Raw genomic sequence first — 25254 nt, 5'->3', positions numbered from 1 at the left:
GCGGCAGCCGGTCGCAGGCCAGCCGCCGCCGTCCTCAATGCGGATGTTCTTCGGTGGCGTACGGGTCATCTTCGCCGCTGCCCGGCGGGCGCAGCGTGTAGCGCTTGTAGGTCCACTGGTACTGGGTGGGATCGCGGCGGGCGATGCGCTCGATGCCGGCGTTGAGCGCGGTGGCCGCCACCTGCGGGTCCGGGTCGGCCACGGCCGGGTCGGTCGGTTCGATGTGCAGGGCGAATTCCATGTCCGGCCCGATGCGCTCGCACCAGCCGTACAGCACGGTGGCGCCGGTGCGCTCGGCCAGGCGGTTGACCAGGGTCATGGTCAGCGCCTGCACGCCGAAGAACGGCACGAACACGCCGTCGCCGGCCTTGGGCTGCTGGTCGGGCAGGATGCCGGTGGCACCGCCGTCCTTGAGCACTTTGAACAGCTGGCGCACGGCCGGGCCTTCGGCGCGCACCTGCTGTACGTTCTGGCCGCCACGCACCAGCTGCAGGAAGGCGTCGCTGGCCTCGTCTTCCGGTGGCTTGTAGACGATGGCGATCTGCCCGCGCGAGGCCAGCCACTGGTTCAACAGCTCCCAGTTGCCGTAGTGCGGGGCGGCCACGATCACGCCTTTGCCGCTGGCCAGGGCCGCGTCGTACAGGGCCGCGCCGTGCTGTTCCTTCAGGTGCAGGCGCAGGTTGTCGGCCGGCGGCCGGCTCCACAGGCGCAGGGTTTCGATGGCCTGCAGGGCGGTCGAGCGCAGCAGCTCGCGGTGCAGGCGGTCGCGCGCGTCGCCGGTGATCTCCGGGTAGGCCAGTTCCAGGTTGCGCCGGGTCACCCGGCTCTCGCGGGCGTTCAGGCGGATCCACGCCCAGGCCACGGCGTGCGCGAACCCCCGCAGCAGCGGCCAGGGCAGGCGGGCGAACAGGGTGGTGGCGCGATGGACCAGCCGGGCTTTGCGTTGCGGATTCATTGGCCCCAGTTTAGCCAAGGGCGCTGCTATCGTGGCCGCCCCCGTTAACTGGAGCCCCTCGATGCTCGTCCTGATCCAGCGTGTCACCCAGGCTGCCGTGCATGTGGAGGGCGAGGCGGTCGGGCAGATCGGCCCCGGCCTGCTGGCCCTGGTGGGCATGGAACCGGGCGATACCGAGGCGCAGCTGCAGCGGATGGCCGATCGCCTGCTTGGCTACCGTGTATTTGCAGATGAGGCGGGAAAAATGAACCGTTCGCTGCGCGATACCGGGGGCGGGCTGCTGCTGGTCAGCCAGTTCACCCTGGCCGCCGATACCCGGTCGGGCATGCGCCCCAGCTTCACCAGCGCCGCCCCGCCGGACGAGGCTGAACGCGGGTTCAATCGATTTGTCGGGATCTGCCGTGAAAAACACGCCCCGGGGGTGGAAACGGGCCGGTTTGGTGCCCATATGGTCGTCAGCCTGGTCAACGACGGTCCCGTGACCTTCCTTCTCAGGCCCTAGGCCGCCGGGACCACCGCCCGGCAGGCGGGGCCCCGGGCTGGTATAATGCTACGTTCCCTATTTCTCCCTAGCCGGTGGCGCGAGCACTACATGGCCAACGAACGTCCTGCCCAATCCGAAATCAAGCAACTGATCAGCAAGGGCCTGGAACAGGGCTACCTGACCTACGCCGAAGTCAATGACCATCTGCCGGACGACATGGTCGACCCGGAACAGATCGAAGACATCATCGGCATGATCAACGGCATGGGCATTGATGTCCATGAAGTTGCGCCGGATGTGGAAACCCTGCTTCTCAACGACGGCAACACGGGCAACCGTGAGGTCGACGACACCGCGGCCGAAGAAGCCGCCGCAGCGCTGAGCGCGCTGGACACCGAAGGTGGCCGCACCACCGACCCGGTGCGCATGTACATGCGCGAAATGGGCACCGTCGAGCTGCTGACCCGCGAAGGCGAAATCGCCATCGCCAAGCGCATCGAGGAAGGCCTTTCGCAGGTGCAGGCCGCACTGGGCCAGTTCCCGGTTTCGGTCGAATCGCTGCTGTCCGACTACGACGCCCACAAGGAAGGCAAGAAGCGCCTGGCCGAAGTGATCGTCGGCTTCAACGACCTCTCCGACGAAGTGCCGGCTCCGGCCGCTGCTGCGTCTGATGACAGCGACGACAGCGATGACGACGCCGACGAGGACGAGGACGATGATGTCGACGGCGGCGATGAAGAAGCCGCACCGACCGGTCCGGACCCGGAGGAAGTCGCCGCGCGCATGCAGGCGCTGACCGACGCGTTGAATGCCTTCAAGAAGGCCGCCGCCAAGGGCGACAAGAAGAACCTGCCCAAGCTCCGCGAGGAGATGTCGGCGGTGTTCGTCACCCTGAAGCTGCCGCTGCCGCTGACCGACGTGCTGACCAAGCAGCTGCGCGACACCATGGCCGACATCAAGTCGCATGAGCGCCGCGTGCTGAACCTGGCCACCGTCACCGCCCGCATGCCGCGCAAGGACTTCATCCGTTCCTGGGAAGGCAACCAGACCAACCTGGAATGGGTGGAAGACGCACTGAAGCGCAAGCAGAAGTGGTCCTCGGCGCTGCGTGAGGTGAAGGACCAGATCGTGTCCGAGCAGCAGGCCACCATCGACATTGAAAAGCTGACCCTGCTGGACCTGGACGAGCTGAAGGAAATCAGCCGCGCCATGGCCTACGGCGAAGCCAAGGCCCGCAAGGCCAAGAAGGAAATGGTCGAGGCCAACCTGCGCCTGGTCATCTCCATCGCCAAGAAGTACACCAACCGCGGCCTGCAGTTCCTCGACCTGATCCAGGAAGGCAACATCGGCCTGATGAAGGCCGTGGACAAGTTCGAATACCGCCGCGGTTACAAGTTCTCGACCTACGCCACCTGGTGGATCCGCCAGGCGATCACCCGCTCGATTGCCGACCAGGCACGCACCATCCGTATCCCGGTGCACATGATCGAGACGATCAACAAGTTGAACCGCATTTCCCGCCAGATGCTCCAGCAGTACGGCCGCGAGGCTACGCCGGAGGAGCTGGCCAAGGAAATGGACATGCCGGAAGACAAGATCCGCAAGGTGATGAAGATCGCCAAGGAGCCGATCTCGATGGAAACCCCGATCGGCGACGACGAGGATTCCCATCTGGGCGACTTCATCGAGGACACCAACGTGGAGTCCCCGATCGAGAACACCACCAACATCAACTTGTCTGAAACCGTGCGCGACGTGCTGGCCGGCCTCACCCCGAGGGAAGCCAAGGTGCTGCGCATGCGCTTCGGCATCGACATGAATACCGACCACACGCTGGAAGAGGTCGGCAAGCAGTTCGACGTGACCCGCGAGCGCATCCGCCAGATCGAAGCGAAGGCCCTGCGCAAGCTGCGTCACCCGAGCCGCTCGGAGCAGCTGCGCAGCTTCCTGGATATCGACTGATACCCAGCGACGGCTGATGTGTTGAGAGAAACCCCGCTTCGGCGGGGTTTTTCTTTGGTAGCGCCGGGCCATGCCCGGCGGATTTTTTGAAGTATTCGTAATTTTTACGTAACACTATTTCTGATTTATGCTGCGGCTAGCTTTGTAAAAACCCATGTAAAACAATAGTTTTCAAGTTTTACCCCGCTTGCAGGCCGCATTCTTTTGCGCTAAATACGTAACACTATTCGTCCCCAAGGCCCACTCATGGCCCGCCGCGCGCTCCTGCACCCCCAGGATCTGATCGCCCAGCTTCCCCCCGGCCGGCCACAGCCGGCGGCCGCGCTGGCCGAGCGCCTGGGCGTGAACCGCATGACGCTCAGCCGCCTGGTCGCGGCCAGTGGCGATCAGGTCGTGCGCCTGGGGCAGACGCGCGCCACCGCCTATGCCCGGCGCCAGCCCTCGCGCGTGGGCAGCGAATGGCCGCTGTACCGCCTGCGCGAAGACGCCACGCTGGAAGAGCTGGGTCGGGTGATCGCGCTCAGTGGCGACACCTTCCACGTGGATGCCAGCCGTGCGCGGCCCAACCTGCTGCGCGCGCCGGACGGCGACATCGCCGCCTTCTTCCCGGGCCTGCCGTGGTACCTCGACGATCTGCGCCCGCAGGGCTTCCTCGGCCGCAGCTTCGCGCATGGCCGTGCGCGCGGCCTCGGCCTGCCCTCGGACCTGACCCGCTGGCAGCGCGACGACGTGCTGGTGGCGCTGGTGCATGGCGGCGGAACCGAGACCGGCGACCTGTTGCTGGGCGGCGAGGCCGTACAGGCGGCCCTGGCTGCACTGGATGCACCGCCTGACCGCGTGGCTGCACGCGACCGGGCGCAGCAGTACCCGCAACGTGCGCGTGCCGCATTGGCCGGCGAAGACGTGGGGTCGTCGCCCGGCGGCGAGCAACCCAAGTTCACCGCCACGGTAGACAGCGAAGGCGGTCGCCGCGCGGTGATCGTGAAGTTCGCCCAGCCCGATGGCGGCGAGGCCGCGCAGCGCTGGGCCGATCTGTTGGTGTGCGAACACCTCGCGCTGGAAACCTTGCGCGCCGCTCGCGTGGATGCCGCCAGCAGTGAGTTGCTGCAGACGCCCACGCACACCTTCCTGGAAGTCACGCGTTTCGACCGCAGCGCCGATGTGCTGGGGCGCCGAGGCTTTGTTTCGCTGTTGTCGCTGTCGTCCGCGTTTACCGGTGAAGCGACGCTGGAGTGGCCGCGCGCGGGTGCGCAGCTGCAGGCGCTGGGCTGGTTGTCTGCCGATACCGTGCAGGCCATGGCGCGGCTGCATGCGTTTGGCCGGTTGATCGGCAACAGTGACATGCACCAGGGCAACATCGGTTTCCGCCTCGTTGATCGCGGCCCGTTGCCGCTGGCACCGGCCTACGACATGTTGCCGATGTCGTTGGCACCATCGCGGTTGGGTGTGCTGCGGCAGGATGCGGTGCTGGAGGCTGTGGCGCCGCGTGAGAGCGGCGAGCTGGAGCATCTGCGCTGGGCCGCGCCGCTGGCGAGCGAGTTCTGGGAGCGCGTTGCGGTGGATGGGCGGGTGGGGTCGGATGGACTGCGCGCGCTGGCGCGAGGGAATGCCGAGCGGGTGAGGGCGATGGGGGCGCGGTTCGGGTGATTTCGCGCTGTGTCGCATCTGCCGTTTGAATTCTTCCTGGCGCGGCCGCAGTCTGGCCGGGCAGATGCTCAACACATCCCGTAGGCGGGCCGGACATCACCGGCATCGATGCAGACGCGCAGCAGGCCACGCATACCGCGTGCGGCCTGTTGCATAGACCCTTATGCATCTGGAGTTACGCCATGAATGATGTGGAGCACGACACACTTGATTCCCTGCAGATCGACTTCCCGCCGCTGCTGGACTGGGACGACGTACAGCAGGACGAGCGCGAGGACCGGCTGGGGTTCGCCCGGCGCACGACGTTTGCATTGCTGACGCTCTCTGGCTCGGGACTGGTTGACGGCTTTGATGGTGGCAATCAGCCAGGGCTTGAATCGGCCCGGCGGACGGTGGCTCTGTTCCAGGCGCACCTGCGGCAGATGCAGCACTTTGCGGAGATTGCCGAGGTGCGGCTGGAGCAGGTGGCCAAGGCACTGGCCGTTGATGCCTGAGTAGCCGGGCGGGGGCGCGCTCCACTACACTGTGGCGCTGCGCAGGGCCTATAGCTCAACGGTTAGAGCAGAGGACTCATAATCCTTTGGTTCCAGGTTCGAATCCTGGTGGGCCCACCACATTGACATCCAGCGATGCCCGGGAGCGATTGAACTTATGTTCTTTGGGCACTCTTTCTGTTCGTTTGCATCCGCTAACATCTAACTGCATTCGCAGAAGAGAATAAATAGAGCGGTATGTCGACCGCTTGAAGGCCTTGGACAACTCACATGTTGTCCGAGGCCAAGCTAAGTCCGCTTAAACGAATGGGGAGCTTCCTCCGTGTAGAGGAATCCAACGGTCACTGCATTGAGGTTCAGCGATCGGGCGTGCAAGTGTGGCGGTACCATCGCCGCTGCGAGGTGGAGCCAATTCAGCTCAGGTGATGAGATGCTGGCGAGATAGGGGGGCGCCAAACCTGAGTCTGCGGAGGGGGCCTAAGTCAACAGGCCATGATGCCGCACATAGTGGCAATATCCAATCAGACCGATTACGTCCCCACCCATCTCGTGAGCGGATAAATTCAATAATTTGAGGCGATGCTTATGCCAACGAAAGCGTTCATTGATCAAAAGCAGATCATGATAAGGGATGCTCTTTCAAGATCGCCTGCCTATGAGTTCTGCCTGCGCACGCTTGAGGGCAAGGAACATCGTCCATTCCTGATACCCGAGAGCGTAGAGGATTGGTTAAACGCCGCCGTACGTAGAGGGTTGGCAGAGTTGGAGCCATTTGAGAAGTTGACCAAGAAGCAGCGTGAGGAGCGGGCAAAGAAGATCGTGCTGCACTGTGAGGCGTTGCGCGAACTACTTATCCCCTTCTACCGCGAAGAGATCGGGCTGGATTGGCCATTCCAGCCATTTTTCGATGGCGCAGCCCTCGAAAGCGCACTGAACTACCAAGAGCGCATGGGTGTCAACTTCGCAGATGAAGAGGACAAAGAGGAAGACTTGGTTCATAAGCGATTTTCCATCTACCACGGCATCATGGCTGATCTGGGCCTGGTCTTTGACGCGATTCACCAAGGTGCCTTAATGCTCCCAGAGTTGAAAACGGAAATTAAAAAGCCCAATGATCCTAATGTGAAGCGGCTTCGATTCATTAGGCGCTTGACTGAGGATCTACATCGCTATTTTGGGAAGCCTCATCGAGCGATTGTTTTAGCGTTGACCTCGGTGTTCTTTGATGCAACCGATCTGGATGAGGCGGCAATCTCAAAGCTTGCCCCGGTGAATGCAGCAGTGCGTAGGCTCTGAGCCTAATCTCATTTTTTGCAATTAGATTCAGCCTGAGCGCATTTGGAGATTGTAGGAATAGACGGCATGTTAGCCGCCCGTCTTGATCGTTAGATTTCGACTCACCCGCCGCTTATCGGCCACACGGTGCAGTCAATGAACACATGCAGATATGAGTATTTTGGGCGCTTCACCCTTAGATGCAAGAAGGTGAAAGTAGGCCGCTCTGTGTTGTTTGAGCTGGCGACGGCCGGCCTACTTGAAACGACAAACCTCCGTGCAGCTCGATTTGTCTACTACGGCAACTTGTGCGGACATCCTGCTCGCCTTGCAGTGGCCCAGCTTGCTGTCAGCAATTTTTGGAACACTCGGCCATTCGATCTTGAGCTCGTAATCGGAGCCGGCGATCGGCAGAGGCAGCGGCCGAGGCCACTGGCGAAGTGCAGGACAAGAGGGGCGGAATGCTGGCTAGGTCGGCAGAATGTCGTCCATCTGATGCATACCCTTGACGAAGGTTCTGTGAAGAGCCAGGGGCATCGATTGGGTGTAGACCCTAAGGTTGCGCCTAACCGGTGGCGATCTCGGGCAATCATGATCTCTGCGACAGCATCAATGGCAGTTGTTATCAGATGCGCGTTCCCAAGCTTCATCCACTTGGATGGCGTTTCGGTAGCACTCATTGTGCTCGCTCTGATGCCGTGGATGCGTTCAGTCATCAAGGTGGTTGAACTGCCTGGAATTGGAAAGATTGAAATGCGGGAAATTGAGCCGATTGCCCAAGATGCGCAGGTAGCTCACCGGTCGCGCGAGACTTGAACCTGACGGGGCGCACTGGGAGATTGTTACTTGGGAGAACGACACCGCTGACGCCGCGGACTCTCAGACGCGGACGTCATCAGATCAAAATTGAGGCAGGGGCTGGCTACTTGGCCGCGGCCATGGTGCCTGAAATGGGGGGGCTGATGGGAGCGCCTCAGTGCCGATTGAAATTATGATGCTGATCGCAAACGTGTCCGGTGGGGGCAAGACCTGGTTGAGCAACAGCCACTTCACGCTGAGTGCCGATGGAGATGCCCTGACTGCAATTGATCGCACCAACAACGAATTCATTCGATTTCGATGCCCCGCCCGACAAGCGGAAAAAGCCGTCCGTGAGTGATCGCCCTATAATCCATCGACACGCTTGACACCCAGCCCGCCGCAGTAGACCTTTCCCAGCATGACTATCGATATCGAATCGCTCAGCCTTCGGGAGCTGGGCGCACTGGTGGCTGCGGCCGAACAGCGCAAAGCCCTCATCACCACCCGCCGCCCGGCCGCCGCCGTGCGCCGCCTGCTGAAGGCCGCTGCCGCCGAAGCCGGTTACACCATCGAAGAACTCTTCGGCGATGAAGCCGCAGAAACCGCCCCACCCGCGCGTAAACCCGCCCGCCGTAAAACCGGCAGGGTCGCCGCCAAATACCGCGATCCGGAATACAAGCGCCTGACCTGGACCGGCCGTGGCCGTATGCCGCGTTGGCTGGCACACAAGGTGTCCATGGGCCACAAGGTCACCGATTTCCTGATTCCGGGCCTGGCCAAGCCGACGGCGGGCAAGACCAGCAGCATCGGCAAGCGCACCGTCATCAAGAAAGCCTGAGGTCTGCGTCCCACTCCCGCGCACGGGGTGGGGCTGCCCGCGCATTGCGCATCTGAATCGATCTAATATGCTCCCATCTATCCAGCACGGGAGCGCATGGCATGGCGTTGGGCAAGTGGATGATGGCCGCCTGCATGGCAGCGGCACTGGCAACGGGCGCGCAGGCCGCGTCGCCTGCCACCTCGGGTAATCCGATCCTGAAGGGTTGGTATGCCGACCCGGAAGCGGCGGTATTCGCCAACCGCTACTGGATATTCCCGACCACCTCGGCGGACTACGATGCGCAGATCACCTTCGATGCATTCTCGTCGCCGGATCTGGTGCATTGGACCAAGCATGCCGACGTCCTGAACGCCAGGAACGTGCCCTGGGCCAAGCGCGCGATGTGGGCGCCGTCCGTGGTGGAAAACAACGGCAAGTACTACTTCTTCTTCGCCGCCAACGACATCAAGACCGACAGCGAACTGGGTGGCATCGGCGTGGCCGTGGCCGACTGCCCGGAAGGCCCGTACAAGGATCTGCTGGGCAAGCCGCTGGTGGGGGCTTTCCACAATGGCGCGCAGCCCATCGACCAGTTCGTGTTCAAGGATGACGACGGCGCCTGGTACATGATCTACGGCGGTTGGAAGCACGCCAACATCGTGCGCCTGAAGGATGATTTCACCGGTGTGCTGCCGCTGGCCGATGGCACGCTGTTCAAGGAAATCACGCCGGCGCCGGAATACGTGGAGGGCCCACTGATGTTCAAGCGCGGTGGACACTATTACTTCATGTGGTCCGAAGGCGGCTGGGGCGGCCCGGATTACACGGTGGCCTATGCCATTGCCGATGCACCCACCGGACCGTTCAAGCGCGTCGGCACGGTGCTGCAGCAGGATGAAACCATCGCCACCAGTGCCGGCCACAACTCGGTCATCCAGGTGCCGGGCACCGACCGCTGGTACATCGTCTATCACCGTCGCCCGCACGGTGACACCGCCCGCGACCATCGCGAGACCGCCATCGAGCGCATGCACTTCGATGCGCAGGGCCACATCCTGCCGGTGAAGATCACCCATGAGGGCGTGGCGGCCGATCCGCTGCGCTGAGGGCCGCCACCGGATTCTTCCGGCGGCGGTTGTCAGGCGCGGTTGTGCGACCGCGTCTACGCGGGATTCATCAGCGCGAAGATCGCATCGTAGGTGCCGTCGCGTTCGGCCCAGCGTCGTGCCTGGTCAGCGTCCAGTAGTACTTCGCCGCGTGGATGATCGCCGCGTTCCAGCTTCAGCAGCACCTGCTGCACGTAATCCTGCACGGGCATGGCGCGAGGGTCGCTGGCCTGCGCGGCGCCGGTCAGCCCGGTCTGCACGTAGGGCGGCGAGAGTTCCAGCACGTCCACCGGCAGGTGGCGCAGTTGATGGCGCAGCGATACCAGCCATGAATGCAGGAAGGCTTTGCTGGCGCAGTACGTGGGGAAGCTGGCCAGGGGCAGGAAGGCCAGCGACGAGCTGGTGGCCATCAAGGTCGCGCTGCGCTGCCGGGTCAGCAGCGGCAGGAAGGTCGCGACCGTGCGCAGCACGCCCAGGATGTTGGTGTCGACGATGGCCTCGGCATCGAGGTCGTCCCAGTGGCCGCTGGCCAGATCTTCCGCGCGCGAGATGCCTGCATTGGCCATGAGCACGTTCAGCGAGGGAAAGCGCGCGTGTACGACCTCGGCCACCTGCGCCAGCGACGCGGGGTCGCCGAGCTCCAGTGGCAGGCCGGTCATGCCGGGGCGTTGCGCGCAGATGGCGTCCAGCAGTGCGGGGTCGCGGCCGGTGATGATGACCTGGTTGCCACGGTCATGCAGGGCTTCGGCGAATGCGCGGCCAATGCCACGGCTGCCGCCGGTGATGAGAATGGTGTTGCCGGTGAGCTTCATGGGAGTGCCTTTCCAGAGGGTCTGGGGAAAGGCCACGGCAGGATGCATCCCTTCCAGCAGGAAGGGGAGGGCAGGACGGTACCGTGGCGCCTTTGATCCGGGTTCCCTCTGCTGAGGCCCTCCCGGGTGTGGGCGCGTTGGATGACGATAACGCCTGCGGCAGCGCCGGATGCAGGGCTGCGGCGCAGACTTTAGGCCTGTGCGGGTGGGGCGTCAATGTGGCGGCTGCTGGCGCTACTGGCTCTGGAAGACCGCCAGCTGCGCGGCGAACGCGCGCTGGTACGCCGGCCGCGCCGTCGCGCGCGCCACGTAGGCAGCCAGCAACGGGAACTCATCGACGATGCCGCTGCTCTTCAGGCGCAGCAGCACCGACACCATCAGCAGGTCGCCGGCACTGAACGCGCCGTCCAGCCAGGGGCCATCACCGAGCCGTGCTGACAGCTCATCCAGCCGCCGCCGCACGCGCTCATCCAGCATCACCAGCCGTTGCGCGTACCAAGACTGCTCGCGCTCCAGCACCCAGGCCATCGAGCGCTCGACGATGGGCGGTTCCACCGTGTTCAAGGCGGCGAACATCCAGACGATTGCGCGCATGCGGCCCGCTGCATCCGCGGGAAGCAGGCCCGGATGCTGCTCGGCCAGATGCAGGATGATCGCGCCCGATTCAAACAGCCGCAGATCGCCTTCCTCATAGGTGGGAATCTGCCCGAACGGATGGCGCGCACGGTGCGCGGGTTCCTTCATCTCGGCGAAGGTCAGCAGCTGCACGTCGTAGGTGATGCCCAGTTCCTCCAGCGCCCAGCGCACGCGCATGTCGCGGGCCAGGCCCTGGCCACGGTCGGGGGAGGTGGCGAAGGCGGTGAGGATCGGGTGCATGGCGGTGCTCCTGCAGGCGAAGGGCCTGCCTTTCCTGTTCCGACGAACGACGGGGGCGGGAATCGACACATGACCGCACCGCAGGGTGTCATGGCGGTGTCCCGGGAGGAAAGGGATTACAGCTGGCCCATGCCGCCGTCGGCGATGATCTCGGTGCCGACGATGAAGGCCGATTCGGGCGAGGCCAGGTGCAGCACGGTGGCGGCGATTTCTTCCGGGGTGCCGAACCGGCCCAGCGGAATCTGGCTCTGGATCTGCGCGGCGGTGGCGTCCAGCGCGCCCGCATCCAGGCCCAGCTTGCCGTACAGCGGGGTGGTCACCGGGCCGGGGCTGACCACGTTCACCCGCACGCCGCGCGGCAACAGTTCGGCGGAAAGGGTTCTGGCCAGCGAGATCAGCGCGGCCTTGCTGGCGGCGTACACGGTGGTGTCTGGCATGCCGATGTGCGCGTTGATGGAGCCGTTGATGACGACCGATGCGCCAGGATTCAGCAGCGGCAGCAGGGCCTGCAGCTGGAAGTAGGGGCCCTTGGTGTTGGTCGCGAAGATCTGGTCCCACAGTGCTTCGTCCACATCGGCGAAGGCGGCGAAGCGGGCGGTGCCCGCATTGAGGAACACGGCGTCCAGGCGCACCCCGTCGGCGGCCAGGCGGGCGGCGAGGGCACGGGCGTCGGCCAGGTTGCCGGCGTCGTTGGCCAGGGCCAGGGTGTCAGCGCCGAGGGCGGCCTTGGCCACTTCCAGCGCGGCGGCGTCGCGGCCGGTGATGACCACGCGGCCACCCTGCTGGGTGAAGGCCATGGCGGTGGCCAGGCCGATGCCGCTGCTGCCGCCGGTGACGAGGAGGGTCTTGTTGCTGAAACGGTTCATGGTGGAAAGTCCTTCGATGCCGGCTCTTTGCCGTGAGCCCATGCTGCGCTTGGCTCTGGCCGTTTCCGTGCCACAATTCCGACGAACTCGTTCGAAGGGATCGAACATGTTGTCGGCAGACGAACTGGCCCTGTTGGAAGCCATCCGCGAGAGTGGCAGCCTGTCCCGTGCGGCGGCCCGGCTGGGCAAGGCGCCCTCCACCGTTTCGCACGCGGCCCGGCAGTTGGAAGCGCGCTTTGATGCCCTGCTGTTCGACCGCCGCCGCTACCGCCTGCAGCTGACCCCGGCGGGGCAACTGCTGGCGCAGGAAGCCGCGCGGCTGCTGCTGGATGTTTCGCGGCTGACCCGGCGGGTGAAGCAGGTGGCCGGTGGCTGGGAAGACCGCTTGTGGATCGTCACCGACGAGGTGCTGGAGTTTGAAACCCTGCTGCCGGTCATCCAGGCGTTCGATGCACTGGAATCAGGCGTCGGCCTGCGCATCACCCACGAAGTGCTCACCGGCACCTGGGATGCCCTGCGCGACGGCCGCGCGGACCTAGTGATCGGGGCGACCAACGAACCGCCGGTGATTCCCGGGCTGCGCTGGTTCGAGCTGGGGGTGATGGACTGGGTATTCGCGGTGTCGCCGCGGCATCCGTTGGCGCGCGTGCAGGAACCGGTACCGGCGGCGGCGCTGCTGCAACACCGCGCGGTGGTGGTGGCCGACACATCGCGCCGGCTGGATGCACGCGGCTACGGAGTGCTGGGTGGCCAGCCATCGCTGGCGGTGCCGAACATGCGCGCCAAGATCGAAGCACAGCGGCAGGGGCTGGGCGTGGGCTGGTTGCCGCGCGATCGCGTGGCCAGCCTGCTTGCACGCGGTGAGCTGCTGGAGAAAACCATGGAAGACCCGCGCGAGCCCAACCTGCTGTACGTGGCCTGGCGCGGTGATCACGACGGGCGCGCGCTGCAGTGGTGGCTGCAGCAACTGAAGAATGCGCGTCTGGCCTCGCGCCTGGTGAGGGGCATTGATCCGCACGTGGCGGACTGAGCCGGCTGCTAGAATCGCGGTCCTTTTTTTTGCCGCTGTATCAAGGAAGATGTTCATGCGTTGTCTGTCTGCTGTTGCGCTTTGCGTCGCGCTGGTCGCGTGCGCGCCCGTTGCCCTGGCTGCCGAGGAGGAGGATGCCAGCACCATCGCGTTCAAGGCGGTCAGCCCGGTCGTCAATGCGTTGATCAACGCGGACACCGCAGCAGAGCTGATGGAGAAGGCCGAGGATGACGCGCTGACACCGCTGCAGTCGCTGGCGATGTACCTGGCTGCGGCGCGCCAGGATCCGGAACTTTCGCAGGCGTCGTACCACGCGGCAGCGCTGTTTGCGCGCCGTGGCGACGATGCACTGGCCGAGCGCTACCTCGACGAGGCGGACGAGCGCGGCATGTGGTTCGCGCCGGTGCTGGCCGAGGATGATGACTTCAAGGATCTGCGCGCCGCGCCGTTCTTCAAGCGCGTGCTGGCCAACACGCAGGCACGTTATGCCCAGGTGGCGGCTGGCAGGGTGGGTGCGATCTCGGTGCTGGAGCCGTCCAGGGGCATTGCGTTGCCGGCATGCGCGCCGGTGCTTGTGTGGTTGCATGGCTATGGCATCAACGGCTATCTGGACAGCAGCGACCAGCCGCTGGCCGACGCAGGCGTGGTGATGCTGGGCATCAACGGTACGCAGATGCGTGAGTCCTTGGACAGCTTCAGTTGGACCGGCCCCTACGAGGGCACGCACAAGGCGGTTCAGAAGGGCCTGGATGAATTGGCCACACGCCGTTGCATCGATCGCAAGCAGGTTTACCTGATGGGCTTCTCGCAGGGGTCCCAGCATGCAGGTGCGTTGCTTGCGCAGCACCCGGCCGACTATGCCGGTGCGCTGCTGGTGTCACCCGGTGGCTGGCGCCAGCCGGTGCCTACCGAAAGTGCGGCACGTGGCAAGCGCGTATTTGTCATCAACGGGGAGCAGGAAGGGCCGGCCAACCAGAAGATGAGTGCGGATTTCCGCGCGCTGTTCGGTCTGGACAACACGCTGAAGTCGCGCACGCACGGCGGTGGCCACAGCTATCCGCAGGACTGGCAGGCCAGCTTCCCGCAGGCGATCGGCTGGTTGATGGGGAAGGACGGCTGATCGCCCGCAGCGCCATCGGCGAGAGCTTCCGGCGGCGTGAAAAATGTGTGGCGCAACGTGAAGGGTTATGCCGTGTTGGGCCGCGTGATTTCCGCATCAATCGCTGCTCACCCGCGCCGCACATGCACTTCTCCACTCTGGTCCTGCAGGCAACGGACACACCGCTGCCCTCATCCCGCAGACCCGATCAAGGAGAAACACCATGAGCACCCAGTCCACCATCGAACACCGCCTCAACGACCTGATCGAGATCGCCCGCGACGGCAAGTCGTTCTATGAAGAAGCCGCCACCAAGGTGAAGGACACCGAGCTGTCCGCACTGTTCGTGCGCATCGCCGGTGTCAAGGCGCGCATCGTGTCCTCGCTCAGCAGCGCTGTCGTCGCCACCGGTGGCAAGCCGGCCGAGCACGGCACCATGGTCGGTTCCATGCAGCAGTTCTACGGCAAGGTGCGCGCCGCCTTCGGCGATACCAACTACGGCTACGTGGCCGAGCTGGAGGAATCCGAAGACCGCCTGCTGGGCGCCTTCAAGGACGTGCTGAACGACAACGACCTGCCGCCGGCCGTGCGCCAAGAAGTGACCGCGTGGCTGCCGGAAGTGCAGGATTGCCACCGCGTGATGCGCGACCGCAAGCATGCGATGAAGGCGGCCTGATCCCCAGCTTCGGCTGAGTGATCGCTGCAGTGCAAGGCCCCGCCATTGGCGGGGCCTTGTCGTTATTGGCCCAGACGAAGGGTCAGCCCTGTTGGGGGTAGGGCGACGCCGGTGCGGCAGGGGCCTGCGGTTCGTCCTGCATCTGTTGCTGCTGCTGGCGCTGCGCATTGGCATGCCGTGCATGCCCGCCCTCGCGGCCGATCGCCGCCATGTGCTGGCGGTTGCGGCTGATCGCCTCACCGCCCTTGCGGCCGGCGACGCGTGCCTCGGCGGAACTGAATTCATGCGCGTTGCCCGATGCGTGGGCCGCGCGGCCGCCCTTGGCGGCGATGGCGCGTTGCTTGTCTTCATCCATCGAGGCGAAGCCGCGATTCTGTGCGCCGTGGGGTGCATTGGCCATGCTGTGTCTCCTGTGCGGAAGGGACGCCGCCAGCTTCGACGACCGCTTCCATCCTGCACAGGCGGGGCTAATGGCAGGTGCATATCCCCACCGCTGCTTTCACGCCGGCCACGCATGCGCTTGACGCCCCGCTACCAGACCGCGCACGTGAACAGGCTGTTGCCGAGCCTTCGCCCGCGCCTAGAATCGGACCATCCCGGTAGCTCCCGGGCGTTGTCGAGTGAATGGATTCAATGAAGATCCTGTTGACCGGAAGTTCCGGGCGGATCGGCCGCGCGATCTTTGGTGCGCTGGCTGCCGAGCACGACGTGGTGGGGTTGGACCGCAGCCCGTTCAACACCACCCGCATCATTGCCGATATCACCCACCGCCAGGCGCTGGAGCGCGCCGTGCGGGGCGTGGATGCGGTGATCCACACCGCAGCCCTGCACGCACCGCATGTCGGCCTGGTGCCTGATGAGGTGTTCCAGCAGATCAACGTGGACGCCACCGCGCAGCTGCTGCAGCTTGCCCGGCAGGCGGGGGTGCGCCGCTTCGTGCTGACCAGCACCACGGCGCTGTACGGCCACGCCGTGGTGGCCGGTGGCTGCCGCTGGATCGATGAAACCACCGACCCGCTGCCGCGCACCATCTACCACCGCACCAAGCTGCAGGCCGAAGCGCTGGCCGAGCGCGCGGCAGGGCCGGGGTTTGACGTGCGCGTACTGCGCATGGCGCGCTGCTTCCCCGAGTCGCCTGAACGCATGGCGATGTTCCGCCTGCATCGCGGTATCGATGCGCGCGACGTGGCCAGCGCGCATGCGGCACTGCTGGTGGACGAGGGCGGGGCCTTCCAGCGCTACATCGCCTGTGCGGCCACGCCGTTCCAGCGCAGCGACTGCCTGCAGCTGGCCGCCAACCCGCGCCAGGTGCTGGCCCGGCGGGTGCCGCAGCTGCTGGCCGAATTCGAGCGCCGCGGCTGGCCGCTGCCGCTGAGCATTGACCGCGTCTACGACAGCAGCCGCCTGCGCCAGGCGCTGGGCTGGCAGCCGCGCTTCGGCCCGGAGGGCGTGCTGCAGCAGTACGCGGCGGGCAGCATCGAAGTGCTGCCGCGCACGCAATGGGTGGGCGACCGCGTGGTGGAGTAGAGTCGAGCTTGCTCGACTGCTCCTGGCATCAGTCGAGCAAGCTCGACTCTACGCGGAGGAACGTCGAGCGCGCTCGACGCTACGTGAGTCCATTCAGGTTCCCGCAGGCGGTTTTCCTCAACCCGCCCCGTCTGCGGCCGCTAACCCGGTGCGTGCCTTGCCACCGTGGGTTCCTATCCGCAGCCGGCGGGCGGCCGCGCGAGGGATCGCGCATCTGCGCGGTACCGTCGTGGTGCCGGTTGTCCTGAACTGCCTGCGGATCCATCCATGCCTTCTTCCCGCTCTGCCGCTGCCCGTCGCCCGGGCAGCATCGCCCACAAGCTGATGCTGGGCACTGCTTCGATCGCGCTGCTCTGCTTCGGCGTGACCGCCTTCCTCATCTACCGCCAGGCCAGTGCCAGCCTGGTCAATGCCTCGCGCCAGACCATGGGCAGCGAAGCGATTGCCGAGGCGCGCAAGGTCTCGGCCGATCTGGGCACGGCCTTCGCCAGCAACGATGCGATGGTGGAAACCGTGCTGGCCCAGCGGGCCCGCGGCGATGCACCGGACCGTGCCGCGCTGGCCGCGGTCATCGGCGAACAGCTGAACGCGCACCCGGAATGGGTGGGCAAGAGCACCATGTGGGAGGCCAATGCCTTCGATGGCAAGGATGCGGACTTCGTCGACAGCGAAGCGCACGATGCCACCGGGCGTTTCATGAGCTACTGGGCCTGGGAAAACGGCAAGACCCAGCAGTCGCCGATGACTGCCTACACCGATCTGCCCGACGGCTCGGGTGACTGGTACATGGGGCCGAGCCGGGACAAGCTGCCCAAGGTCAGCGAGCCGTATGCCTACGCCATCGGTGGCCAGCAGGTGCTGATGAGCACGCTGAGCACGCCGATCGTGGAAAACGGCACCTTCCTGGGTGTGTTCACCGTCGATTTCTCGCTGGCGGCGCTGCAGAAGCACCTGGCCACGCTGACCCCGATGGGGGCCGGCCGGGTCGAACTGCTTTCGCCCAAGGGCGTGGTGCTGGCAGCAGCCAATGCTGCCGAGATCGGCAAGCCGCGCAGCGATGCGGCCACCCAGCAGATGCTGGCGCAGATTGCCGAGGGCAAGACGTTCGAGGCGTTCGAGCCGGATGCTGAAGGCAACGTGCGCCTGTACGTGCCGATGCAGGTGGGCGATGCCCCGCAGCACTTCGCACTGGGCGTGGTGGTGCCGCACGCGGTGATCGTGGCCGAAGCCCGGCAGCTGCTGTGGCTGACCCTGCTGGTCGGCGTGATCGCCGCGCTCACCCTCAGTGCCGGTGTCTACGTGCTGCTGCGCCGCCTGGCCATCCGCCCGCTGGCGCAGGCCGTGCGCATCGCCGGTGACGTGGCGGCCGGCAAGCTGGACACCGCACTGCCGCCGCGCAGCAACGATGAAGTGGGCCGCCTGCTGGAAGCGATGCAGGGCATGCGTGGCACGCTGCAGGCGGTGATGGCGGCGCAGGCGGACATGGCGCAGCGCCATGACGAGGGCCAGATCAGCTACCGCATGGATGCCAGCGCCTTCCCCGGCGAGTACGGCCGCATGGTGGCCGACAGCAACCAGCTGGTGGCATCCAGCAACGCGGTCACCCAGCGCCTGGTGGACGTGATGCGGCGCTACGCGGTGGGCGACCTCAGCGTGGACATGGACGCCCTGCCGGGCGAGAAGGCGGTGTTCACCGCCGCCATGGCCACCACCAAGGCCAACCTGGGGGCGATCAACGAACAGATCCAGCAGCTGGCGGCCGCCGCGGCTGCCGGTGATTTCGCCGTGCGTGGCGATAGCCAGCGCTTCGAGCACGACTTCCGCCGCATGGTGGAAACGCTCAACACCATGATGCAGGTGAGCGACCACAACCTGGCCGCGCTCTCCACGCTGCTGCGCGCGATTGCCGCCGGCGACCTGAGCACGCGCATGCAGGGTGATTTCCACGGTGTGTTCGCGGTGATGCGCGACGATGCCAACAGCACGGTGCAGCAGCTGACCCAGATCGTCGGCCAGATCCAGCAGTCGGCGGCGAGCATCCGCCTGGCGGCCGGCGAGATTGCTTCGGGCAACAGCGATCTGTCGCGCCGCACCGAGCAGCAGGCGGCCAACCTGGAAGAGACCGCCGCGTCGATGGAGGAACTGACCTCCACCGTGCGCCAGAATGCCGAGCACGCGCAGCAGGCCAACAGCCTGGCGGCATCGGCGGCCGGCGTGGCCAGCGAAGGCGGGCAGGTGGTCGGCCAGGTGGTGCAGACCATGGAGCAGATCGAGAACTCTTCGCAGCGCATTGCCGAGATCATTTCGGTGATCGACGGCATTGCGTTCCAGACCAACATCCTGGCGCTGAACGCGGCAGTGGAAGCGGCGCGAGCCGGCGAGCAGGGCCGCGGTTTTGCCGTGGTGGCCAGTGAAGTGCGCGCGCTGGCGCAGCGCTCTGCCGGCGCGGCCAAGGAGATCAAGGGGCTGATCGACGCCTCGGTGGCGCAGGTCGGTGCAGGCGCGCAGCTGGTACACGGTGCCGGCCGCACGATGCAGGAGATCGTCGGCCAGGTGGGCCGGGTGAACGACATCATGGCCGAGATCTCGGCCGCCTCGCGCGAGCAGTCGGCGGGCATCGAGCAGGTCAACCAGACCGTGGTGCAGATGGACGAAACCACCCAGCAGAACGCGGCGCTGGTGGAAGAGGCGACGGCCGCCGCACGGGCAATGGAAGACCAGGCCGAGCAGCTGGCGGTGGCGGTTTCGCGCTTCCGCCTGCAGGCAGATGCGCCGGCGGCGGCGAAGCTGCGCGCGGCCTGACGGCGCAGACGACGACGCCCGGCCGGAGCCGGGCGTCGTCAGTGCACATCCGCACCACTGGCCGTGCGTCAGATGAAGCCGTCGAACGGGTTCCAGCTGGCACGGCCCTTTACCTGTTCCAGGTAGTAGCCGTAGTTGGTGCAGTGGGCCAGCAGCGCGCAGAACCCACCGATCAGCCCTTGGACCAGGATGGTCGGCAGCACGAAGGCCAGTGCGAACAGGCCGATGAAGATGGCGATCACCACCAGCGCCTTGCGCCACATGCCCAGGGTCAGCAGGTAGATCCAGCTGAAGAACAGGGCAAGGAAGTTGATGTTGATCGTCAGGCGCTCGCCGACGGGCAGCGCTTTCCAGGCCGGCGCGAAGCGCGGATCCTTGGGCGAGCCGTGCTGCTGGTAGAAGTTGAAGCGGAACTGCCACTTCGCGTCGAAACGGGAAAGATCGATGGCGTTCATGGGCACGTCCGTGTAAGAAAACGTTTTCATGATAAATGCGTCGCATTCAGCCAGCCAGTCCGGGCCGTCAGAAATGTGACGCTGAACCAGTCAGGGCCTTGCGTCCGGGCGTCGCACCGTCACCCACCCTTCTTGTTTTTAGGATAGGGTGCGCAGTTCCGCTGTCGCTTGGGCCTTGGCCTGCGGTCGGCGGGATGTCCACGGAGGTTGCATGACCACACCTGTTACACCGGAAAACGCACCCGGCCCGGTGCTTCTGCCGACACCCGAAGTGGTGCAGGCACAACAACTGCTCGCCCGCCAGCAACTGGCGGTGGCGATGGACCGCGCGCGCGCGGCGGCCAGCCGCGATCCGGCTGCGCCCGAGACGATCTAGCCCTGGCGGGTGCCAACGCTGGTTGGCACCCTTCTGCGCAGAACGAGCATCGGCCAACCCAGGTTGGCGTCTCGCGGCGCATCTGTGGCCGAATTCCCTGATTGGGAATCGTTATCATTTTGCTCGATCCAGTTTCCGTCGCGCCTGCGTGTGCGCGGCATGCTCGAGCCCGCCATCGCCCGTTTTTTGCTGAATGGGGGAAATCCCCGGCGTAAACCTTCGCGCTCACCTTACATTTGCCCTCTTATGCTGGGCCGCATTTTCGATTCCGCCCCGTTGGAGATCGTGTGGGTTCCGGTAGTGACAGACATCGACTGCGCGGCGTGACGCCGTCGCAGGCAGGACAAGTGCGGGCGCCGGGAATGCGCGCGGGGAACCCTGGTGCATGCCGCCTGGCCAGGATGGCCAGTTGCGCTGCCTGGGCGGAGTAGACGCGATGGAAGCTCAAACCACCTCCCACGCCGGCCCGGGCAACCCCGAGCTGGATGCCGGCTGGGCGCTGTTGCCGCCCGAAGCCCCCCTGCAGATGCCCGAGCAGACCCTGCGCGAAGGCAAGCTCAAGGTCCGACGCCACCGCACCTCGCCGCGCATGATCAAGCTGCGCCGCCTGTACCTCTTCGGTGGTACTGCGGCGATGACCGCCGTGGCCACGCGGATGATGTGGCGGGTACTGTCCACCGACGGCATCAGTGTGCTCGAGGCCTGCCTGCTGGTGCTGTTCGTCGGCCTGTTCGCCTGGATCGCGCTGTCCTTCGCCAGTGCCGTGGCCGGCTTCCTCACCGCCGTGTTCGACCGCGGCTACCGCCTGGGCATCGACCCGGACAAGCCGTTGCCGATCGTGCACAGCCGCACCGCGCTGCTGATGCCCACCTACAACGAAGACCCGCGACGGCTGCTGGCCGGCCTGCGCGCGATCTACGAATCGGTGGCCGCCACCGGGCAGCTGGAACGCTTCGATTTCTTCGTGCTCAGCGACACCCGCCGCGAGGACATCGCCCGCGCCGAAGAGCTGGTCTTCAACGAGCTGCGCGAACTTGTGCCCGATGGCCGGGTGCGCCTGTTCTACCGCCGCCGCAGCGACAACGGCGCGCGCAAGGCCGGCAACATCGCCGACTGGGTGCGCCGTTTCGGCGGCGCCTACCCGCAGATGCTGATCCTGGACGCCGACAGCCTGATGACCGGCGACAGCATCGTGCGTTTGGTGGCCGGCATGGAACACAACGCTGACGTCGGCCTGATCCAGACCCTGCCGTCGGTGATCGGCGGCCGCACCCTGTTTGCCCGCATGCAGCAGTTCGGTGGCCGCGTGTACGGGCCGGTCATCGCCCGCGGCGTGGCGTGGTGGCATGGCGCCGAGAGCAACTACTGGGGCCACAACGCGATCATCCGCACCCGCGCCTTCGCCGACCAGGCCGGCCTGCCGGCCCTTCCCGGGCGCAAGCCGTTCGGCGGCCACGTGCTCAGCCACGATTTCGTCGAAGCCGCGCTGATGCGCCGGGGCGGCTGGGCCGCGCACATGGTGCCCTACCTGGGCGGCAGCTACGAAGAAGGCCCGCCGACCCTGACCGACATGCTGGTGCGCGACCGCCGCTGGTGCCAGGGCAACCTGCAGCACGGCAAGGTGGTCGGCAGCCGCGGCCTGCACTGGATCAGCCGCGTACACATGCTGATCGGCATCGGCCACTACTTCACTGCGCCGATGTGGGGCATGTTGATGCTGATCGGCATCGCCATCCCGCTGTTCCAGGAAGGCATCGATTTCAATGCGCTGCTGCACCTGTCGCCCAGCGTGTACTGGCGTGCGCAGGACGAGGAGCAGGTGGTGCGCCTGTTCGGCGCGACCATGGCCGTACTGCTGCTGCCCAAGGTGCTGGGCTACCTGGCCATGCTGCTGGATCCGGTGGATCGGCGCGGCTGCGGTGGCGCCTTCCGCGCCTTCGTGTCGATGCTGGTGGAAACCGTGCTGGCCGCACTGATGGCGCCGGTGGTGATGTACGTGCAGTCGCGCGGCGTGGCCGAAGTGCTGTCCGGCCGCGATTCGGGCTGGGACGCACAGCAGCGCGACGACGGCGGCATTTCCTGGATGGCGCTGGTCCGTGGCTATGGCGGGCTGGGCGTGTTCGGTGCCTTCATGGGTGTGCTGGCCTGGGCGGTATCGCCGTCGTTGGCCGCGTGGATGGCACCGGTGGTGATCGGCATGGTGCTGGCCATTCCCGTGGTGGCGCTGACCTCCTCGCGCGGGCCCGGTGGCTTCCTGCACCGCCTGGGGCTGCTGGACATCCCCGAGGAAAACACCCCGCCGCCCGTTCTGGTGCGTGCCGCCGAACTGCGCCGCGAAGCGGCCCAGCAGCCGCCGCTGTACTGATCGCCCCATGGCGGCGGCATAATGCGGCTCGAACTTGAAGGAGCCGCATCATGCTGCAAACGGTGGAACAGGAAACCGGCGCCTCGCCGCAATGGTCGGTGATCTGGCTGCATGGCCTGGGGGCCGATGGCCATGATTTCGCGCCGATCGTGCCCGAGCTGGTGCGCCCGCACTGGCCGGCGCTGCGCTTCGTGTTCCCGCATGCACCGGTGCGGCCGATCACGATCAACAACGGCGTGCCGATGCGCGGCTGGTACGACATCGTCGGCATGGATTTCCGCTCGCGTGCCGACATGGCCGGCGTGCGCGAATCGGTGGCCCAGCTGGATGCGCTGATCGCGCGCGAGATCGAACGCGGCGTCGCCGCCGACCACATCTTCCTGGCAGGCTTCTCGCAGGGCGGGGCGGTCATCCTCAGTGCTGCGCTGGAACGTACCGCGCCGCTGGCGGGCCTGATCGCACTGTCCACCTACCTGCCCGATGCAGAAGCCGCCCGCCGCGTCGACGGCGCCGTCGACGTGCCGGTGTTCATGGCCCACGGCAGTGGCGATCCGGTGATCCCGCTGGCGGTGGCCGAGCACAGCGCGCAGGTGCTGCGCACGCTGGGCCTGTCGCTGCAGTGGCAGCGCTACCCGATGGCGCACCAGGTCTGCGCCGAGGAAATCCAAGCGCTGGGCGACTGGCTGCAGGAACGGCTGGGCGTGGCCTGAGCCATGGCTGCCAGCGCCAGCGCCCCGTGGATGCCGGAACTGTGCCGCCTGCCGCGCATGCTGGCGATGCTGGGCCTGGCCGAACTGGTGGTGGTGGTGCTGGCCCTGGCGCCCGATGGCAGCCGCCACTGGACGCTGGGCGAGCTGGCCTCGGCCAGCGGTTTCGCGTTGTGGCTTGCGCTCGCGGTCAGCGCCTGCCTGTGCCTGCTGCGGCGCGCACTGTCGACCCTGCCCGAGGTGCTTGGCGCGGTGCTGGCCATCGGCTTGTCGGCATTCATCGCGGTGGCCTGCGCCGGCGTCGTCCACGCCCTGTACGCGGTGCTGGGTGACAACTTCACCCGCGGCATCAGCTTCTGGCGTTTCACCCTGGGCAGTGCTGCAACCACCGCCCTGATCACCGCGCTGGCGCTGCGCTATTTCTATGTCAGTGACCGCTGGGCCGCGCAGGTGCAGGCCAACGCGCGCGCGCAGGCCGACGCCCTGCAGGCGCGCATCCGCCCGCATTTCCTGTTCAACAGCATGAACCTGATCGCCAGCCTGCTGCACCGCGACCCGGCCGTGGCCGAGCGTGCGGTGCTGGATCTGTCCGATCTGTTCCGTGCAGCGCTGGGCGCCGGCGAGGGTGATTCGACCCTGCGCGACGAATGCGAGCTGGCCGAGCGTTACCTGTCGATTGAATCGCTGCGCCTGGGCGAACGCCTGCAGGTGCGCTGGCAGCGCGAGGAACCCCTGCCATGGGACCTGCCACTGCCGCGCCTGGTGCTGCAACCGCTGGTGGAAAACGCGGTGCTGCACGGTATTTCGCGGTTGCCCGAAGGCGGCACGATCGAGCTGCTGCTGGCCTGCACGAACAATGAGCTGCAGATCACAGTTCGCAATCCGGCGCCGGATCCGCAGGCCCCGGGGCTGGCCCTGGCACGCGGTGCCGGCCACGCCCAGCACAGCATCGGCCATCGGTTGGCGTGGCGCTTTGGCCGTGCCGCGCGGATGACGGCCGGCTGGAGCGAAGGCTACTATGCCTGTCAAGTGACAGTGCCGATCCAGTGAGGGAATGAGCGTGAGGGTAGTCATCGCCGATGACGAACCGCTGGCCCGCGAGCGCCTGCGCAGCCTGTTGGCAGCGCAGGAGGGCATCGACGTGGTGGCCGAGGCCGGCAACGGCGAACAGGCCCTGCATGCGTGCGCGGAACTGCAGCCGGACCTGGTCCTGCTGGACATCGCCATGCCTGGCCTGGACGGCCTGGAAGCCGCGCGTCACCTGGCCAGTTTCGAACCGCGGCCAGCGGTGGTGTTCTGCACCGCCTACGACGCGCACGCGCTGTCGGCCTTCGAGGCGGCAGCGATCGATTACCTGATGAAGCCGGTGCGCGCCGAACGCCTCGCGGCGGCCATTGCCCGTGCGCGCACGTTCCTGGCCGGCCGCGATGGCCAGCCCGAGCACAGCGGCGGCCAGGCCCGCAGCATGCTGTGCGCGCGCCTGCGTGGCAGCCTGCGCCTGATTCCGCTGGATGACATCCACTACCTGCAGGCCGAAGAGAAGTACGTGGTGGTGCACCACGCACGCGGCGAAGACCTGATTGAAGAATCGCTGAAGTCGCTGGAAGAGGAGTTCGCCAGCCGCTTCGTGCGGATCCACCGCAACTGCCTGGTGGCGCGCCATGAACTGGTGGAGCTGCGGCGCGGCGTGGGCGGGCAGGTGCAGGCGGTGCTGCGGCATGGCAAGCAGCCGCTGGAAGTGAGCCGCCGGTGCGTGGCGACGCTGAAGCAGGAACTGCGGCATCTGTAGGGTTCCGCGCGGCCTGCGGCCGCGACTGCTTTCAGATCAACATCAAGATCAATGGCAACAGCAACGGCGGGTTGGTCGGCTCGTTGCTGCTACGTGCTGGGTCGGGCCGGGGTGGGGTGGCGGGACACGCCGTAAACCCATCCATGGGGGCTCGATGGCGCCATCCATGGCGCCAACGGTCCCGCCACCCCACTCCGGCCCAACCCTCTCGTTTCTCCTGCGCCGGACGGCAAGAGCAGAGCATTGTTGTTATCGGGTGGGGAAAGAGGGGTCAGATCCCTTTTCCTGCGGAAAAGGGATCTGACCCCGGAAGCCTCCGGCTTTTGATTT

General features: G+C 65.9%; 25 protein-coding genes and 1 tRNA gene. 20 read left to right on the top strand and 6 right to left on the bottom strand.

The window, feature by feature from the left end; all coding sequences use genetic code 11:
* Positions 1-34: 34 nt before the first annotated feature.
* Positions 35-955: a lauroyl acyltransferase gene (locus C1926_RS08970; RefSeq protein ID WP_108758948.1), complete on the bottom strand. Its 921-nt coding sequence runs from the start codon at positions 953-955 to the stop codon at positions 35-37.
* A 61-nt stretch (positions 956-1016) separates the two neighbouring features.
* Here C1926_RS08970 and dtd point away from each other — a divergent pair, with 61 nt between their 5' ends.
* From dtd to C1926_RS08925, 10 genes are all read left to right on the top strand, one after another.
* Positions 1017-1457: a D-aminoacyl-tRNA deacylase gene (dtd, locus tag C1926_RS08965; RefSeq protein ID WP_079223626.1), complete on the top strand. Its 441-nt coding sequence runs from the start codon at positions 1017-1019 to the stop codon at positions 1455-1457.
* A gap of 90 nt (positions 1458-1547) precedes the next feature.
* Entirely contained in the window at positions 1548-3401 is a 1854-nt protein-coding gene (rpoD, locus tag C1926_RS08960; protein ID WP_108758947.1) for an RNA polymerase sigma factor RpoD, read from the top strand.
* A 246-nt stretch (positions 3402-3647) separates the two neighbouring features.
* Positions 3648-5048, top strand: coding sequence for a type II toxin-antitoxin system HipA family toxin YjjJ (gene yjjJ / locus C1926_RS08955; RefSeq protein WP_108758946.1), 1401 nt, complete (start codon positions 3648-3650; stop codon positions 5046-5048).
* A 182-nt stretch (positions 5049-5230) separates the two neighbouring features.
* A complete protein-coding gene (locus C1926_RS08950) occupies positions 5231-5542 on the top strand; it encodes a hypothetical protein (protein ID WP_108758945.1) in 312 nt (103 codons plus the stop codon).
* A 44-nt stretch (positions 5543-5586) separates the two neighbouring features.
* Positions 5587-5662, top strand: a tRNA-Ile gene (locus C1926_RS08945).
* 465 nt (positions 5663-6127) lie between these two features.
* A complete protein-coding gene (locus tag C1926_RS08940) occupies positions 6128-6838 on the top strand; it encodes a hypothetical protein (protein WP_159095062.1) in 711 nt (236 codons plus the stop codon).
* Between the two features lie 474 nt (positions 6839-7312).
* Complete coding sequence (locus C1926_RS21450) at positions 7313-7633, top strand: hypothetical protein (protein ID WP_159095061.1); 321 nt, start codon at positions 7313-7315, stop codon at positions 7631-7633.
* Between the two features lie 178 nt (positions 7634-7811).
* Positions 7812-7976: a hypothetical protein gene (locus C1926_RS21445; protein ID WP_159095060.1), complete on the top strand. Its 165-nt coding sequence runs from the start codon at positions 7812-7814 to the stop codon at positions 7974-7976.
* Between the two features lie 60 nt (positions 7977-8036).
* Complete coding sequence (locus tag C1926_RS08930) at positions 8037-8456, top strand: H-NS histone family protein (RefSeq protein WP_108758942.1); 420 nt, start codon at positions 8037-8039, stop codon at positions 8454-8456.
* Positions 8457-8557: 101 nt separating this feature from the next.
* Positions 8558-9544 carry a glycoside hydrolase family 43 protein gene (locus tag C1926_RS08925; RefSeq protein WP_108758941.1) on the top strand — a complete coding sequence of 329 codons (987 nt, stop codon included), beginning with the start codon at positions 8558-8560 and terminating at the stop codon, positions 9542-9544.
* A 56-nt stretch (positions 9545-9600) separates the two neighbouring features.
* Here the strand turns inward: C1926_RS08925 and C1926_RS08920 are convergent, their stop codons facing one another.
* The 3 genes from C1926_RS08920 to C1926_RS08910 form a co-directional block, all read right to left on the bottom strand.
* On the bottom strand, positions 9601-10356 hold the full coding sequence (locus C1926_RS08920; RefSeq protein ID WP_108758940.1) for an SDR family NAD(P)-dependent oxidoreductase: 756 nt from the start codon (positions 10354-10356) through the stop codon (positions 9601-9603).
* A 234-nt stretch (positions 10357-10590) separates the two neighbouring features.
* On the bottom strand, positions 10591-11232 hold the full coding sequence (locus tag C1926_RS08915; protein ID WP_108758939.1) for a glutathione S-transferase family protein: 642 nt from the start codon (positions 11230-11232) through the stop codon (positions 10591-10593).
* Between the two features lie 116 nt (positions 11233-11348).
* Positions 11349-12098, bottom strand: a complete 750-nt coding sequence (locus C1926_RS08910) for an SDR family oxidoreductase (protein ID WP_108758938.1) — start codon at positions 12096-12098, stop codon at positions 11349-11351.
* 106 nt (positions 12099-12204) lie between these two features.
* On the opposite strand from C1926_RS08910, the gene C1926_RS08905 reads away from it, so the two are divergent.
* From C1926_RS08905 to C1926_RS08895, 3 genes are all read left to right on the top strand, one after another.
* Positions 12205-13128 carry a LysR family transcriptional regulator gene (locus tag C1926_RS08905; protein WP_108758937.1) on the top strand — a complete coding sequence of 308 codons (924 nt, stop codon included), beginning with the start codon at positions 12205-12207 and terminating at the stop codon, positions 13126-13128.
* Positions 13106-14248, top strand: coding sequence for a hypothetical protein (locus C1926_RS08900; RefSeq protein ID WP_159095059.1), 1143 nt, complete (start codon positions 13106-13108; stop codon positions 14246-14248). The genes C1926_RS08905 and C1926_RS08900 overlap by 23 nt, the downstream gene beginning before the upstream one ends.
* 202 nt (positions 14249-14450) lie before the next feature.
* Positions 14451-14903 (top strand): PA2169 family four-helix-bundle protein, encoded by a 453-nt coding sequence (locus tag C1926_RS08895; RefSeq protein WP_079223597.1) that lies wholly within the window; start codon positions 14451-14453, stop codon positions 14901-14903.
* Positions 14904-14985: 82 nt separating this feature from the next.
* On the opposite strand, the gene C1926_RS08890 is transcribed toward C1926_RS08895, so the two are convergent.
* Positions 14986-15303, bottom strand: coding sequence for a KGG domain-containing protein (locus tag C1926_RS08890; RefSeq protein ID WP_079223595.1), 318 nt, complete (start codon positions 15301-15303; stop codon positions 14986-14988).
* Between the two features lie 233 nt (positions 15304-15536).
* On the opposite strand from C1926_RS08890, the gene C1926_RS08885 reads away from it, so the two are divergent.
* Together C1926_RS08885 and C1926_RS08880 are read left to right on the top strand one after the other, a co-directional pair.
* The gene (locus tag C1926_RS08885; protein ID WP_108747445.1) at positions 15537-16430 is read left to right on the top strand and encodes an NAD(P)-dependent oxidoreductase; all 894 of its coding nucleotides are present in this window, start codon (positions 15537-15539) and stop codon (positions 16428-16430) included.
* A 267-nt stretch (positions 16431-16697) separates the two neighbouring features.
* A complete protein-coding gene (locus tag C1926_RS08880) occupies positions 16698-19232 on the top strand; it encodes a methyl-accepting chemotaxis protein (protein WP_108758935.1) in 2535 nt (844 codons plus the stop codon).
* A gap of 68 nt (positions 19233-19300) precedes the next feature.
* Here the strand turns inward: C1926_RS08880 and C1926_RS08875 are convergent, their stop codons facing one another.
* Positions 19301-19687: a DUF2628 domain-containing protein gene (locus tag C1926_RS08875; protein ID WP_108758934.1), complete on the bottom strand. Its 387-nt coding sequence runs from the start codon at positions 19685-19687 to the stop codon at positions 19301-19303.
* Positions 19688-19898: 211 nt separating this feature from the next.
* Here C1926_RS08875 and C1926_RS21665 point away from each other — a divergent pair, with 211 nt between their 5' ends.
* The 5 genes from C1926_RS21665 to C1926_RS08855 all read left to right on the top strand — a co-directional run bounded on the left by C1926_RS21665 (position 19899) and on the right by C1926_RS08855 (position 24924).
* Entirely contained in the window at positions 19899-20063 is a 165-nt protein-coding gene (locus C1926_RS21665) for a hypothetical protein (RefSeq protein WP_174214088.1), read from the top strand.
* Between the two features lie 436 nt (positions 20064-20499).
* Positions 20500-22428, top strand: a complete 1929-nt coding sequence (gene mdoH, locus C1926_RS08870; protein ID WP_108747442.1) for a glucans biosynthesis glucosyltransferase MdoH — start codon at positions 20500-20502, stop codon at positions 22426-22428.
* Positions 22429-22478: 50 nt separating this feature from the next.
* The gene (locus C1926_RS08865; RefSeq protein WP_108758933.1) at positions 22479-23138 is read left to right on the top strand and encodes an alpha/beta hydrolase; all 660 of its coding nucleotides are present in this window, start codon (positions 22479-22481) and stop codon (positions 23136-23138) included.
* A gap of 3 nt (positions 23139-23141) precedes the next feature.
* Positions 23142-24185, top strand: coding sequence for a sensor histidine kinase (locus tag C1926_RS08860; protein ID WP_174208701.1), 1044 nt, complete (start codon positions 23142-23144; stop codon positions 24183-24185).
* Positions 24186-24189: 4 nt separating this feature from the next.
* Entirely contained in the window at positions 24190-24924 is a 735-nt protein-coding gene (locus tag C1926_RS08855; RefSeq protein ID WP_174213518.1) for a LytTR family DNA-binding domain-containing protein, read from the top strand.
* Positions 24925-25254 lie beyond the last annotated feature (330 nt).

This window comes from Stenotrophomonas sp. ZAC14A_NAIMI4_1, from assembly GCF_003086915.1.
Lineage (GTDB): Bacteria > Pseudomonadota > Gammaproteobacteria > Xanthomonadales > Xanthomonadaceae > Stenotrophomonas.
Note: the sequence above shows the minus strand (reverse complement) of the source record. Positions and strands in the feature narration are given on the sequence as shown.

Excerpts from the sequence above, each read along its gene's own strand:
- C1926_RS08970 (WP_108758948.1), bottom strand. The coding sequence starts at position 955 with ATGAATCCGCAACGCAAAGCCCGGCTGGTCCATCGCGCCACCACCCTG.
- dtd (WP_079223626.1), top strand. The coding sequence starts at position 1,017 with ATGCTCGTCCTGATCCAGCGTGTCACCCAGGCTGCCGTGCATGTGGAG.
- rpoD (WP_108758947.1), top strand. The coding sequence starts at position 1,548 with ATGGCCAACGAACGTCCTGCCCAATCCGAAATCAAGCAACTGATCAGC.
- yjjJ (WP_108758946.1), top strand. The coding sequence starts at position 3,648 with ATGGCCCGCCGCGCGCTCCTGCACCCCCAGGATCTGATCGCCCAGCTT.
- C1926_RS08950 (WP_108758945.1), top strand. The coding sequence starts at position 5,231 with ATGAATGATGTGGAGCACGACACACTTGATTCCCTGCAGATCGACTTC.
- C1926_RS08940 (WP_159095062.1), top strand. The coding sequence starts at position 6,128 with ATGCCAACGAAAGCGTTCATTGATCAAAAGCAGATCATGATAAGGGAT.
- C1926_RS21450 (WP_159095061.1), top strand. The coding sequence starts at position 7,313 with ATGCATACCCTTGACGAAGGTTCTGTGAAGAGCCAGGGGCATCGATTG.
- C1926_RS21445 (WP_159095060.1), top strand. The coding sequence starts at position 7,812 with ATGCTGATCGCAAACGTGTCCGGTGGGGGCAAGACCTGGTTGAGCAAC.
- C1926_RS08930 (WP_108758942.1), top strand. The coding sequence starts at position 8,037 with ATGACTATCGATATCGAATCGCTCAGCCTTCGGGAGCTGGGCGCACTG.
- C1926_RS08925 (WP_108758941.1), top strand. The coding sequence starts at position 8,558 with ATGGCGTTGGGCAAGTGGATGATGGCCGCCTGCATGGCAGCGGCACTG.
- C1926_RS08920 (WP_108758940.1), bottom strand. The coding sequence starts at position 10,356 with ATGAAGCTCACCGGCAACACCATTCTCATCACCGGCGGCAGCCGTGGC.
- C1926_RS08915 (WP_108758939.1), bottom strand. The coding sequence starts at position 11,232 with ATGCACCCGATCCTCACCGCCTTCGCCACCTCCCCCGACCGTGGCCAG.
- C1926_RS08910 (WP_108758938.1), bottom strand. The coding sequence starts at position 12,098 with ATGAACCGTTTCAGCAACAAGACCCTCCTCGTCACCGGCGGCAGCAGC.
- C1926_RS08905 (WP_108758937.1), top strand. The coding sequence starts at position 12,205 with ATGTTGTCGGCAGACGAACTGGCCCTGTTGGAAGCCATCCGCGAGAGT.
- C1926_RS08895 (WP_079223597.1), top strand. The coding sequence starts at position 14,451 with ATGAGCACCCAGTCCACCATCGAACACCGCCTCAACGACCTGATCGAG.
- C1926_RS08890 (WP_079223595.1), bottom strand. The coding sequence starts at position 15,303 with ATGGCCAATGCACCCCACGGCGCACAGAATCGCGGCTTCGCCTCGATG.
- C1926_RS08885 (WP_108747445.1), top strand. The coding sequence starts at position 15,537 with ATGAAGATCCTGTTGACCGGAAGTTCCGGGCGGATCGGCCGCGCGATC.
- C1926_RS08880 (WP_108758935.1), top strand. The coding sequence starts at position 16,698 with ATGCCTTCTTCCCGCTCTGCCGCTGCCCGTCGCCCGGGCAGCATCGCC.
- C1926_RS08875 (WP_108758934.1), bottom strand. The coding sequence starts at position 19,687 with ATGAACGCCATCGATCTTTCCCGTTTCGACGCGAAGTGGCAGTTCCGC.
- C1926_RS21665 (WP_174214088.1), top strand. The coding sequence starts at position 19,899 with ATGACCACACCTGTTACACCGGAAAACGCACCCGGCCCGGTGCTTCTG.
- mdoH (WP_108747442.1), top strand. The coding sequence starts at position 20,500 with ATGGAAGCTCAAACCACCTCCCACGCCGGCCCGGGCAACCCCGAGCTG.
- C1926_RS08865 (WP_108758933.1), top strand. The coding sequence starts at position 22,479 with ATGCTGCAAACGGTGGAACAGGAAACCGGCGCCTCGCCGCAATGGTCG.
- C1926_RS08860 (WP_174208701.1), top strand. The coding sequence starts at position 23,142 with ATGGCTGCCAGCGCCAGCGCCCCGTGGATGCCGGAACTGTGCCGCCTG.
- C1926_RS08855 (WP_174213518.1), top strand. The coding sequence starts at position 24,190 with ATGAGCGTGAGGGTAGTCATCGCCGATGACGAACCGCTGGCCCGCGAG.